The 12,253-nt window shown below is 71.0% G+C and carries 12 protein-coding genes; 5 read left to right on the forward strand and 7 right to left on the reverse strand.

Annotation, left to right across the window (positions count from 1 at the left end):
* The first annotated feature begins 1 nt into the window (after position 1).
* The gene (locus tag ABD378_RS17660; RefSeq protein WP_344521884.1) at positions 2–634 is read left to right on the forward strand and encodes a hypothetical protein; all 633 of its coding nucleotides are present in this window, start codon (positions 2–4) and stop codon (positions 632–634) included.
* Positions 635–640: 6 nt separating this feature from the next.
* Here the strand turns inward: ABD378_RS17660 and ABD378_RS17665 are convergent, their stop codons facing one another.
* Entirely contained in the window at positions 641–1,462 is an 822-nt protein-coding gene (locus ABD378_RS17665; protein WP_344521885.1) for a LuxR C-terminal-related transcriptional regulator, read from the reverse strand.
* Positions 1,459–2,748: an ATP-binding protein gene (locus ABD378_RS17670; RefSeq protein ID WP_344521886.1), complete on the reverse strand. Its 1,290-nt coding sequence runs from the start codon at positions 2,746–2,748 to the stop codon at positions 1,459–1,461. The genes ABD378_RS17665 and ABD378_RS17670 overlap by 4 nt, the downstream gene beginning before the upstream one ends.
* Positions 2,749–2,930: 182 nt before the next feature.
* On the opposite strand from ABD378_RS17670, the gene ABD378_RS17675 reads away from it, so the two are divergent.
* Together ABD378_RS17675 and ABD378_RS17680 are read left to right on the forward strand one after the other, a co-directional pair.
* The gene (locus tag ABD378_RS17675; RefSeq protein WP_344521887.1) at positions 2,931–4,268 is read left to right on the forward strand and encodes a PspC domain-containing protein; all 1,338 of its coding nucleotides are present in this window, start codon (positions 2,931–2,933) and stop codon (positions 4,266–4,268) included.
* Positions 4,255–4,518 (forward strand): hypothetical protein, encoded by a 264-nt coding sequence (locus tag ABD378_RS17680; RefSeq protein WP_344521888.1) that lies wholly within the window; start codon positions 4,255–4,257, stop codon positions 4,516–4,518. Before ABD378_RS17675 ends, ABD378_RS17680 begins: the two co-directional genes overlap by 14 nt.
* A gap of 24 nt (positions 4,519–4,542) precedes the next feature.
* Here the strand turns inward: ABD378_RS17680 and ABD378_RS17685 are convergent, their stop codons facing one another.
* The 3 genes from ABD378_RS17685 to ABD378_RS17695 all read right to left on the reverse strand — a co-directional run bounded on the left by ABD378_RS17685 (position 4,543) and on the right by ABD378_RS17695 (position 7,408).
* Positions 4,543–5,067, reverse strand: a complete 525-nt coding sequence (locus ABD378_RS17685) for a DoxX family protein (protein WP_344521889.1) — start codon at positions 5,065–5,067, stop codon at positions 4,543–4,545.
* A gap of 132 nt (positions 5,068–5,199) precedes the next feature.
* Complete coding sequence (locus tag ABD378_RS17690; RefSeq protein WP_344521890.1) at positions 5,200–6,465, reverse strand: hypothetical protein; 1,266 nt, start codon at positions 6,463–6,465, stop codon at positions 5,200–5,202.
* A gap of 157 nt (positions 6,466–6,622) precedes the next feature.
* Positions 6,623–7,408 carry a class II aldolase/adducin family protein gene (locus ABD378_RS17695; protein ID WP_344521891.1) on the reverse strand — a complete coding sequence of 262 codons (786 nt, stop codon included), beginning with the start codon at positions 7,406–7,408 and terminating at the stop codon, positions 6,623–6,625.
* 163 nt (positions 7,409–7,571) lie between these two features.
* Here ABD378_RS17695 and ABD378_RS17700 point away from each other — a divergent pair, with 163 nt between their 5' ends.
* A complete protein-coding gene (locus ABD378_RS17700; RefSeq protein WP_344521892.1) occupies positions 7,572–8,051 on the forward strand; it encodes a pyridoxamine 5'-phosphate oxidase family protein in 480 nt (159 codons plus the stop codon).
* A 92-nt stretch (positions 8,052–8,143) separates the two neighbouring features.
* Here ABD378_RS17700 and guaA read toward each other — a convergent pair whose 3' ends face one another.
* Positions 8,144–9,730, reverse strand: a complete 1,587-nt coding sequence (guaA, locus tag ABD378_RS17705) for a glutamine-hydrolyzing GMP synthase (RefSeq protein ID WP_344521893.1) — start codon at positions 9,728–9,730, stop codon at positions 8,144–8,146.
* A 399-nt stretch (positions 9,731–10,129) separates the two neighbouring features.
* Between guaA and ABD378_RS17710 the strand changes: the two genes are divergently transcribed.
* Positions 10,130–10,462 carry a chorismate mutase gene (locus ABD378_RS17710; RefSeq protein WP_344521896.1) on the forward strand — a complete coding sequence of 111 codons (333 nt, stop codon included), beginning with the start codon at positions 10,130–10,132 and terminating at the stop codon, positions 10,460–10,462.
* A gap of 697 nt (positions 10,463–11,159) precedes the next feature.
* On the opposite strand, the gene ABD378_RS17715 is transcribed toward ABD378_RS17710, so the two are convergent.
* On the reverse strand, positions 11,160–11,960 hold the full coding sequence (locus tag ABD378_RS17715; RefSeq protein ID WP_344521894.1) for a hypothetical protein: 801 nt from the start codon (positions 11,958–11,960) through the stop codon (positions 11,160–11,162).
* Positions 11,961–12,253: the final 293 nt, after the last annotated feature.

Consider the following 12,253-nt stretch of genomic DNA (forward strand, 5'->3'; position numbering starts at 1 on the left):
CATGCCCCGCCGTACGCTGCCGCCGCCTCCGCCACCTGCTTATCTGCGCACCTGGCCGGACCGGAACGCGCTGCTGTACGACCGCGGCATGGCGCTCGAAGAGCTGCGCAGACGAACCCTGGGCGTGCACCGGATCCTGCTGCTCTGGCTTTTCGCGTTCGGCTGCGTCATCGGCTGGGCGCTCCTGACGGTGCCGCTCGAGATGATCGAGGACCACGATCCGATGGCCTTCGTCATGGGCCCGGTCTGCGCGGTCCTGGGCCTCGGGGCCCTGGCTCCCTCGGTGTTCGGCGTCGTCGTCGGCATCCGCAGCGACCGCAAGGCCCGCGAACTCACCGACAGCTGGCTGGCGCTGGACGCCCACCCGGCATCGGACTCCGCTCTCCGCTCCCCCGGCCTGAGCCTGTGCTGGCTGCTCTCGTCCCTCCTCGGGTGCGCGCTCGGCCTGTGGGCGTCCTTCGCGGCCGCCGCCTACGCCGAACCGGGACGCGACTCGTACAGCGATGTCGCGCTCGGCATGGGAGCGGGCCTCATCCTGTGGGTCACGGGCCTCATCGGCGTCATCAAGGCGACGGGCCACTACCGCTGGGCGGTACGGAAGTTGGGCCCTGCCCCGGTCAGGAACGGCCGCTGAGCCCCGTCAGACCAACCGCCGCGCCGTCGCCCACCGCGTCAGCTCGTGCCGGTTGGACAGCTGGAGTTTCCTCAGCACCGCCGACACATGCGACTCGACCGTCTTCACGGAGATGAAGAGCTGCTTGGCGATCTCCTTGTACGCATACCCGCGCGCGATGAGCCGCAGCACCTCGCGCTCGCGCTGGGTGAGGCGGTCCAGGTCCTCGTCGACCGGGGGCGCGTCGGTCGACGCGAAGGCGTCGAGGACGAACCCGGCGAGACGCGGCGAGAACACCGCGTCGCCGTCCTGCACACGGAAGATGGAGTCGACCAGGTCGGTGCCGGTGATCGTCTTGGTGACGTAGCCACGGGCGCCGCCACGGATGACTCCGATGACGTCCTCGGCGGCGTCCGAGACGGAGAGCGCGAGGAACCGCACAGGGCGCTCGGCGTCGGACATCAACGGCGCGCAGCGGCGCAGTACTTCGACCCCGCCGCCGCCCGGAAGGTGCACGTCGAGGAGCACGACCTCGGGGCGCGTCGTCGTGATGACCGTGACCGCCTGGTCGACGTCCGCGGCCTCGCCGACGACCTCGACACCGGTGACCGGGGTCCTGCCGATCTCCGCCTGGACGCCCGTGCGGAACATCCGGTGGTCGTCGACGAGGACGACGCGCGCACGGCGGCTCTCCGGGTCACCGCCGACGGCAGCACCGGCCGCGCCGGCCGCATCGGCGGGCTGAGCCGATCCGGTCGCCCCGGCCGACGTGGTCGGTTCGGCCGCGGACGGCTCGGCCGCATCGTCCGACCCGCCCCTGGGCCCTACAGGCTCACTCGCGTCGCTCATGTCGTCGCCGTCCTCTCCATCTCCAGCTCGACTTCCGTGCCGCCCCCAGGCACCGCGCGCAGCCGCGCCGTGCCGCCGTTGCGCTGCATCCGGCCGATGATCGATTCTCGTACGCCCATGCGGTCGTCCGGCACGGAATCCAGATCGAAGCCGGGGCCACGGTCCCGGACGGACACGAACACCGTCTCCCCCTCGACTTCGGCGAAGACCTGCACCGCCCCGCCCTCGCCACCGTACTTGGCGGCGTTCACCATTGCTTCCCGCGCGGCCTGCGTCTGCGCCGTCACCCGGTCGTCGAGCGGGCAGTCGCCGACTATGACGACCTCGATGGGAACGCCGTGCTTGTCCTCCACCTCCGCGGCGTCGCGCCGGACCGCTTCGGCGAGGGTGTCGGGCTCGTCCGCCTCGTCCTTGCCCGTGCCCCCCGGTTTGTAGAGCCATTGGCGCAGGTCGCGCTCCTGGGCGCGGGCCAGGCGGCGCACCTCGGAGGCATTCTCGGCGTTGCGCTGGATCAGGGTCAGGGTGTGCAGGACCGAGTCGTGCACATGGGCGGCGACCTCCGCCCGCTCCTGGGCGCGGATGCGCATCAGCCTCTCCTCGGAGAGGTCCTGCATCATGCGCACGAGATAGGGGCCGGCGAGCAGCGCGACGCCGACGAGCACGGCGAGCGCGGCCTGCAGCACGGAGCTGAGGTGTGAGGTGGAGCCCTGCAGCACGACGATGCCGGAGACACCGGCGCCGACAAGCAGCACTCCGGCCCCGGCGCGGGCGATGGTCAGGGTGCGCCTGCGGCGGCCGACGGCCATCCAGCGGGCCCGGCGGGCGTTGTCGGCCTGGCGCCAGACCAGGGCTACACCGGCCGCGACGAGCAGGGTCGGGAAGAGATAGGCCTTGGTCGAGCTGCCCAGATCCACGTTTCCGACGAAGACCATGGCGACGATGACCATCGCGAGCAGCGCGACGAGCTGGCCCTTGTCCGGCTTGCGGGCCACGAGTCTGCGGCGCCCGTCGGACGCCGTCTCGGTGCTGACGGCTGAGGGTGGTCGCTGGGCGTCCACCCCGCCGACGCCCAGCGGCACGAAGAACCAGAACGCCGCGTACAGCAACGCGCCGAGCCCGTCCGCCATGAACAGGCCGACGAAGATCAGCCGCACCCAGACGACGGGCAGCCCGAGATGACCGGCCAGGCCGCGCGCGACACCGCCGAGCCAACGGCCGTCACCGCTGCGATAGAGCTTTCGCAGCGGCCGCTCGTCTTCGATGGATACTGCTGCGGCTTCCGGCATGTCTCCGATATTCACACGCGTACGCGGGCGAGGGCATCAGGGTCGGCCCCGAGACGTCCCTGATCTCCGGCCCGGACGGTTGAGCGTGGAGGTCAGGGCAGGGGCGTGTCAGGGGCGATCTCAGGGTTCGGCCAGGGTTGTCCCGACTGCCGCGGCGGCCTCCGGCCCGTCACCATGGACACATGACAGACGAGCAGCCCGCCGGGACGGGCCCGCAGGCCGCGCCGCGCGATCCTCTCTCCGCCACGGTGCAGGGGCCGGGCGGGCCGATGGCCGTGCGGGCGTTCCGCCGCGACCGGCGGCACAAAAAGCTGGGCGGCGTGTGCGCGGGGCTCGGTCAGCACTGCGACATGGATCCGGTGATCTTCCGGATCGGGCTCGCGCTCCTCTCCGTCACCAGCGGGCTCGGCCTTGTCTTTTACGGCTTCGCGTGGCTGCTCGTTCCCTTCGAGGACGAGGAGGAGAACGAGGCGCGCAGGCTCCTCTCCGGCCGGGTGGACGGCCAGGCCCTGACGGCCGTGCTCTTCGCGCTCGTCGGCTGCGGCGTCTTTCTCTCCTTGCTGAACAACGGCGGGGCGCTCACCTTCGCGGCCGTCCTCGCCCTGCTCCTCGCGGGCGCGGGGTACTGGTCGCAGCAGCGCGGCACGACCGACCCCGACCCGGTCGCGGCCCAGGCCGTGGCGGACGCCCCGCCCGAGGCGAAGGCGCCACCGGTGGCCGGTGCCCCTTCGTGGTGGCGGGACCCGATCGTCAAGGACGGTACGCACGACGGGATCTCGGGCTATTTCTGGGGGCCTGAGGGAGTGGCGGTCCAGTATCAGCCCGACCCTCCGCACGGGCGGCCACGCCGGCGGGCCCCCGAGACCGCCCCCCGGCCCAAACAGCGCGGTCCGCGCTGGATCGGCGGCTTCGTCTTCCTGGGAGCGCTGCTCGCCGGCGGTCTCGGCACCGGCCTCACGTGGGAGGAGCAGCCGCTCGGCACCAGCCTGCAGACCGGCCTCGCCCTCGCGCTCGGCGTGTTCGGCATCGGCATCGCTCTCAGCGCCTTCCTCGGGCGCACCGGCGTGGGCTCGATCGTGCTCGCCGTGATCACGGCAGGGCTCCTCGCGGGCACGGCCGCACTGCCCAAGGACATCAGCACCACCTGGGCGGAGACGGAGTGGAAACCGACGACGGTGGAGCAGGTCAAGCCCCAGTACGAACTGGGGTCGGGCGTCGGCACGCTCGACCTGACCCGCGCCGGTCCCGGCAAGGGCCGGACGCTGAGCACCAGTGCCGAGCTGGGAGCCGGGCAGATGAAGGTGATCGTGCCGAAGGGCAGCACGGTGAAGCTGCACGTGGAGGTGGGTGTCGGCGACATCCAGCTGCCGGACGACCGCAAGGGAGACGTGGACATCGCTCCGGGCAAGGAGAAGACGGTGACGCTGGACCCGCCCGCGGGCAGCAAGGACGGCGGCACGCTCGAGCTGCGCGTCGAAGTAGGCATCGGACAGGTGGAGGTGACCCGTGCTACGTCATGAGTTCCATCCCGGCAAGCTGGTCCTTGGCCTGTTCCTGCTGATAGCGGCCATCGCCTACGCGGGCGACGCGGGCGGCATCTGGGACACACCGTGGTTCGTGGCGTTCCCGCTCATGCTGGCGGGTCTGCTGCTCGGAGGCGCGGCGGCAGCCGTGTCCTACGGCATACGCGGCCGGCCCGCCGCCCGCACGGCGGACCGCGCCTCGGACCGCGCCTCGGACCACCCGGTCGACGACTCCAGGGACGCCTAGCGCCCCGAAGGTCCGGCCAGTGGCTCAGCCGAGTCCCGAAGCGTGCCTGCGTCGGGCGGCGATCATCGCGTCGAGCGAGAAGAGGGACGCCCCCGCGAGGATCAGCGGGAGCCAGGCCATCAGGTAGGCCAGGTCGTTGCCGTAGTAGTAGGGCTCGGTGGACCAGCTCACGGTCAGCCAGAGGCTGAGCGAGATCAGCGCACCGCCGAGCGCGGCGATCCGGGCGAACAGGCCGACGAGGGTGCCGATGCCGACGGCCAGCTCGCCGAGGGCGATGGCGTAGCCGAAACCGACGGGGCTCTTGAGGGAGAGGTCGACGAGGGCCGGGACGGCGGAGAGGTCGCGGACGCCTTCCATCATCTCGCCGATGGACCCTGCGCCGTCGGCCGACATGAAGGCGCTGTCGGTGAGCTTGTCCAGGCCCGCGTAGATGAACGTGACGCCGAGGAAGACCCGGAGCGGGAGCAGGGCGTATCGGGACGCGCTCTCCCGCCAGCCGCTGCTTCTGACGTAGCTGGTGTGGCTGTCGGTACGCATGCCGTGAGCCATCGCTCTCGCCGCCTCTCCCGTTGACCCGCTTCGCCCATGGACCCGTCATCTGACGATACGTACGAACAGGGGGGCCTGCTCAGTGGCTTGCACCGAATTCGCGAGGACCGAACCCGTGCCGGGCCGGGGTGTTCAGTCCGTGACGTCGATCGTGCAGCGGTTCGTCTCCACGCCCGCGGCCGTGATCACCTGGACGTCGACGCGCCCCGGCTCCACGTCGACCGGGACGGGCACGGTCAGGACCGCGTCGGTCGGGTTGGTGAAACCGCCCGGCACGGGGACGAGCGGCACATGGACGTGCACGGTTCCGATGCGAACGACCATACGGGCGAGACGATCGGCGGTCTGCGCGCCAGGGGGCACGAATCCGGCGCCGCGGATCTCGATGTCGTCTCCCGTGCGGATGGGGGCGTCGAGGTCGCCCGCCTCGCGGGCGCGCACCACGGAGAGGATCACGGGCCGGCCGCCCTCGGCGTACTTGCCCGCGATGTACGTCGCCGCCGACACCAGGACGAGGAGGGCAAGACCCCACGGCAGGTCGGGCAGCTGCTCGGGACGGTGTGCGAGGCGTACGGCGGCGAAGACCATGGCGACGGCGCTGACCAGGACGTACTGCGCGTCCGCGAAGCTGCCGCGGCCCGCGTCGTCGGTGAGCAGGTCGGCGGCCCGAGGCCGGTCGGCGGGGACCTTCTGCAGCCGTTGGCCAAGGACGCGCAGGCCCACCACCCGGCGTACGAGCACGGCGACCCCGCAGACCACGGCGAGGACGGTCACGGCGCCTGCGGCACGGGCCAGGTCGAGGCCGGCGATCAGCTGGTCCCGCTCGCGGTGCCCCGACGCCCCGGCGAGCTCACCCACGAGGACGAGGACGGCGAAGACGACGAGGAGGACCCAACAGGCGGCCACCGCGCGGGAGGTGGAGAGGCGGTTGTCCTCGCCGATCAAGGGCGCGAGGATGCCGCCGCGTGCCCGGTGTGCGTATCCGGCGCCGGTCAGCAGCCCTCCGACGACCGCGGCCGCGAGCACTCCGGCGGTCCGGGCGAGGGTCCACCCGGTGCCGATCGCGGTGAGCGCCTGGACCAGGAGCAGGATGCCCACGGCCACCCAGACGACGCCGACGGTGCGCCGCCACAGCAGGCCGAGCCAGGCCTCGCCCTCGGCCCGGCCGCCTTCGGCGACGGCGCGCGCGGACTGGGTCAGCTCGTCCGACACCCACTGCCGGGAAGCGCCCGCCGAGTGGGCGACCGCCGCGGGCAGCCCCTGCCCCGCCGCCAGCTCATCTCGCTTGGCGAGGAATGCGGCCACGGCACGCCGATGCCCCTCGCGCGCACCGTGCGGGCAGTCGCCGCAAGTGCAGCCGCCCCCGTGTGCGCCCTGCCGCGCCTCCTGCACCGCCACCGCGTACGCCGCCTTCCCCGCCCTCGTTCGAACACCGAAACGTGAACTTCCTTGCGATGAAAGGGGATTGTGCCGTACTGGAAGACGATCGGGCCCCCCGGGTCAGGTCAGCGAGGGTGATTTCCCCGTACGCGCGTTGACGGCGGGAGGCGTCGGCTCAGGCAAGGAGGTCCGGTTCGCTGCGGCTGATGTCCTGCCACAGGGACTGGTAGTTGATCCACGCGACGAGATCGCTGCCGAGCTGCTCGCGCGTCGCCACCGCCTGCTTGTGGCCGATGAGGATCGGGCGGCCCGCGGCCCGCGCGCTCAGCTGGACCTGGCAGGAGCGCTCCATCGTGAGGAACCACCAGGCGGCGGCGTCGACGGAGTCGCCGACGGTGAGCAGCCCGTGGTTGCGCAGGATGACGGCCTTGTGGTCGCCGAGCGCGGTGGCGATCCGCCGGCCCTCGTCCGAGTCCACGACGACGCCCGTGTAGCCGTCGTACAGCGCATGGCTCTCGTAGAAGGCGCAGGACTCCTGGGTGATCGGATCGAGGAGCTCACCGAGTGTGGACAGGGCGCGGCCGTGCAGCGAGTGGCAGTGCGCGACGGCGACGACGTCGGGCCGCGCCAGGTGGGCCTGCGCGTGGACGGTGAAGGCGGCCTGATTGACGTGGTGGCGGCCCTCGACGACCTGCCCTTCCGCGTTGGCGAGGACCAGATCGCCCACGGTGACGTGCTTGAAGGGCATCCCGAAGGGATTCACCCAGAAACAGTCCTCGTGCTCCGGGTCCCGCGCCGTGATGTGCCCGGACACCCCGTCCTCGTAGCCGAGCCGCCCGAAGATCCGCAGCGCCCCGGCAAGCCGTTCCTTGCGGTAGCGCCGTTCGTCCGCCAACGAGTCGTGCACCGGCGGCATCGCGAACTGCAACCGCTCGACGGGTATCGGTGTGGGCGCCTGCATGTGTCCTCCATCCCTTGCTGTACGGAGCGGAAGTTACCGCCGGTCAGCGCAGGAAGACAGGGGCTCCCTGTGAAGAGAGTGCGCAATCGGGGCGCGACGCCGGAGAGAGATCAGTGCGCAAAGCCGGACAACAGGTGTCGGGTATTGGCGGGACACTCGCCGTATGACGACGAACTGGGCAGCCTTCAGCGCAGCAGAACCCACCTTCGCGCGGACCGCCGAGGAGCGGTTCGGCCTGTTCACGCACCACGTCCTCGCCACACTCCGCAAGGACGGATCGCCGCGCACGACCGGACTCGAAGTCCGCTTCCTGTACGGGGAGTTGTGGCTCGGCATGATGCCGGGCTCGATGAAGGCGCTCGACCTGCGCCGCGATCCGCGCTTCTCGATCCAGGCGAACCCGGGAGCGGGCACGGAGATGGCCGGCGGCGACATCCGGATCTCCGGGCGGGCGATCGAGGCCGAGGATCCCGAGCTCATCGCGCGGTACACGGGCGAGGTGAACCCGCCGGACCCGGACGCGTTCCACCTCTTCCGCACGGAACTGACGGAAGTGGTCCGGACGTACATCGAGGACGAGAAGTATCTGGCGGTGCAGCTGTGGAAGCCGGGTGCGCCTGCGCGGACGACCAGGCGGACCTGACGTACGCGAACGGCGCCGCCCACCTCGGTGGACGGCGCCGTCTCAGCGCTGCGGAATGGCTCCCGCCGGGAGGACCGGCAGGGCCGGGAGGGCTACTCCCACTCGATGGTGCCCGGCGGCTTGCTCGTCACGTCGAGGACGACGCGGTTCACGTCGGCGACCTCGTTCGTGATGCGCGTCGAGATCTTCGCGAGGACGTCGTACGGAAGGCGCGACCAGTCCGCGGTCATGGCGTCCTCGGACGAGACGGGCCGCAGCACGATCGGGTGGCCGTACGTCCGGCCGTCGCCCTGCACGCCCACGCTGCGCACGTCCGCGAGCAGCACCACGGGGCACTGCCAGATCTCACGGTCGAGACCGGCCGCGGTCAGCTCCTCGCGGGCGATCGCGTCGGCCTCACGGAGCAGGTCGAGGCGCTCCTTGGTGACATCGCCGACGATGCGGATGCCGAGGCCGGGACCCGGGAAGGGCTGGCGCTGGACGATCTCGTCCGGCAGGCCGAGCTCCTGCCCGACCATCCGCACCTCGTCCTTGAAGAGCTGGCGCAGCGGCTCGATGAGCTGGAACTCGAGGTCCTCGGGGAGGCCGCCCACGTTGTGGTGGGACTTGATGTTCGCGGTGCCGGTGCCGCCGCCGGACTCGACGACGTCGGGGTAGAGCGTGCCCTGGACGAGGAACTCGACGGGCTGGTCACCCGGCGCCTCGGCGACGATCTCCGCCTGGGCCTGCTCGAAGACGCGGATGAACTCGCGACCGATGATCTTCCGCTTCTGCTCGGGGTCGGAGACCCCGGCCAGCGCGCTCAGGAAGCGCTCCTGCGCGTCGACGACCTTGAGCTGCACGCCCGTGGCCGCGACGAAGTCCTTCTCGACCTGCTCGGTCTCGCCCTTGCGCATCAGGCCGTGGTCGACGTACACGCAGGTCAGCTGCGAACCGATGGCCTTCTGTACGAGGGCGGCGGCCACGGCCGAGTCGACGCCTCCGGAGAGGCCGCAGATCGCGCGCTTGTTGCCGACCTGCTCGCGGATCGCGGTGATCTGCTCCTCGACGATGTTGCCGGTGGTCCAGTCGGGCTTCAGGCCCGCGCCCCGGTAGAGGAAGTGCTCGAGCACCTGCTGGCCGTGCGTGGAGTGCATGACCTCGGGGTGGTACTGCACGCCGTACAGCTTCTTCTCGTCGTCCTCGAAGGCCGCGACCGGCACGACGTCCGTGGACGCGGTGACAGCGAAGCCCTCGGGCGCCGCGCTGCACGCGTCGCCGTGCGACATCCACACGGACTGCTCGGACGGGGTGCCCTCGAAGAGGGTCGACCCGGACTTGGAGACGTGCAGGGGCGTGCGTCCGTACTCCCGCGCGCCCGTGTTGTCGACGGTGCCGCCGAGGGTGGTCGCCATCAGCTGGAAGCCGTAGCACATGCCGAAGACGGGGACGCCGGCCTCGAAGATCGCGCGGTCCAGGCGCGGGGCCTCGTCCGCGTACACCGACGAGGGGCCGCCGGAGAGGATGATCGCGGCGGGGTTCTTCGCGAGCATCTCGGAGACCGGCATGCTGCTCGGCACGATCTCGCTGTAGATCCGGGCCTCACGGACACGTCGGGCGATGAGCTGGGCGTACTGCGCTCCGAAGTCGACGACCAGGACGGTGTCGGGAGCTGCGGCAGCGGGGGACGCTGATGGCACGGCGGCGGCCTTCCGGCGTTGAGCGTGAGCTTGAGCGTGAGCTGGGGCTCGTGCGTGAGCAGGGGTCTGTATTTGTCGATTCTAACGGGCTCGCGGGCACCCCCTTCGTCGCATCCGACGGAGCCCCGCCCCCGCCCGTGCCGTCTCAGCATCCGAGCCGCGGCGGAACCCGTGTTGACCAGGCACGCGCGCGTGGGGGCATACTGACCTCGTGACCAAGCACCTCAGCTTCCTCTTTACCTATGGCAACCGGCCCGCCGGCTGCCATGGTCGAGCTGCTTGATCCACTGACAAGCGACTTCCCAGGCGCCCCGGGCCGACAAGGCCCGGGGCGTTCTGTCATTTCCGGACCTTGTCGCTCCGGGGCACTCCATACGAGATCCACCTAGATCCACTGAGATCTGCCGAGATCCGCCGAGATCCGCATCCGATGAGGAGCCCCAGATGACCATCGCCACGACCGACAAGACCGGCGCCCGCACCCCCGAGGCCGCCGACGTGATCGAGGGTGCGCGCGACCGCATCGACGCACTCGACGACCGCATCATCGGTCTCGTACAGGAACGGATGGCCGTCTCGGCCGTCATCCAGGAGGCCCGGATCAGCTCGGGCGGCCGTCGCGTCAATCTCTCGCGTGAGATGGAGGTCCTCGGCCACTACAGGGACGCGCTCGGCAAGCCCGGCACGTCGCTCGCGATGACGCTTCTGGAGCTGTGCAGGGGCCGGGTCTGAGACCTCCCGACGGCACACCGGGTCCCACCGGACCTGAGTTCGGGTCCGCTCTCACCCGTACGGCGCGTGACCGGGCCCGGAGCGGCTTCGTTGGTCCCGATGTCCGTGCCAGCCAGGGGCGGGCACGGAAAAACCACGCGTGGCTCCGCTGGAGCGATGAGGCGCACACCTCGTGTGCGCCGTGGGACCTCGCTCCAGAGACGTGACCGGACGGCAGGGGACAGCAGCCCGGTCACCCAGGGAACGGTCGGCTTCGGGGACGCCCGGAGCCGACCGGCCTCAGTCCCCCGAACCGTCCCCCATACCGCCCCCCCCCGGCCGTCCCCAGCCGCCTTCAACCGTCCCGCGGTCCCCCGGTCCCCCAGCTCTTCGGCTGCTCCGTCCCCATCGAAAGACCCAGCTGTCCCTGTTCGTCCGGATCACGTCGAACTGGTTGCGCGGGTCACGGCGCATCCAGCACGATGCGTAGCAGGACAGCCGCACGTCCGGCACTGCACAACTCCATTGCCATTGGTCGAGACCACTAGTGCGCCCCTCGTGCGCCGGGTCGGCCACCGGCGCCCCTAGGCCCGCGGCGCACTCCCCCCGGCGCCGCTCCGCGGCACCGACGCTGCCCTGACGTCGGTGCTGACAGCCAAGGGCCCCGCGGATCCGTCCCGCGGGGCCCTTCGCTCTGTCGCCGCTCCGGCGACCGCCTCTACTTGGCCTTGGCCTCGGCCAGCTTCGCGAGCTGCGCGTCGACGATCGCGTCGGCCACCTTCGGGTCGGCCGTCACCCCGTCACGGAACTTCTCGGGAAGCCCAGCGGCCTCCCCCTCCTCGTCGGTCTTCGCCGACTCCGGGTCGAAGACGTTCGATGCGCGGAAAGCGATCACCGTCGAGCCGCTGCGTACGACGGTGACGCGGTCCCGGTCGAGAAACTCGCCGGAACGGCTCGCGAGCTTGTACGAGACGGCCTCGTCACCCCCGACCGGCGCGGGCTGCGGCCGGACCCCGATGTAGCGGCGGCCGCCGTCCCGGAACGTGGCGCACTTCTTCGACTTCGTCGCCGTGCGCAGCGTGTCCATGGCCTTCTCGGCATCGGCCTGTCCGTACGCCAGCAGCACGACCTCGGTCGTCGTGGTGTCCGCGACATCGGTGGGGCTCAGCGTCCGGCTGACGTGTGCCTTCGACGTCGCCGGGGCGGCGGCCGTGAGCATCTCGGACAGCGGGCGGCACTCGGCCGGGTTCACGCGTCCGGCGGGAGGCGTGGCCTCGCCCCCGGACTTCTCGGACCCCGCAGACTTCTCGGACCCCTTCGTGACCTCGACCTTGTACTTCTTGACGTCGCCAGAGGCGAGCGCCACCTTCTCCAGCTTCGCCGTGACGGAGGACGTGCCCGCCTCAGCCGACTTCGACGGCTTCCCGCCCCCGGCGCCGTCACCATCACCCTTGCCGTCGCCGCCGCTACCGCTGCATGCCGCCGTAAGGCCAAGCACCACCACGGTCGAAACAGCCACCACGCCACGCGACACAGCTGACTTCACGTTCCCGCTCCCCCACTTTCGTACGCATCGTGCGGAGTCACCCGCTCATGCGGAATCACCCGCACCCCTTCTACGACGGAAGATCGTTACGAGCGGTTCCCCACCCCGGATCCGGCTACCGCCCGACCCCGCTACTGCCAGATCCAGAACCGGAACGGACTCAGAACCGCGATCGCAAGGGCCATGCAGCCCACCACGATCACCACGCTCCACACCCGGCGGCCACGCTCCGAACGCGCACCGCGCCGCGGCCCGGTCGGCGCGGC

It is taken from the genome of Streptomyces rectiviolaceus (assembly GCF_039533825.1).
Classification (GTDB): Bacteria; Actinomycetota; Actinomycetes; order Streptomycetales; family Streptomycetaceae; genus Streptomyces; species Streptomyces rectiviolaceus.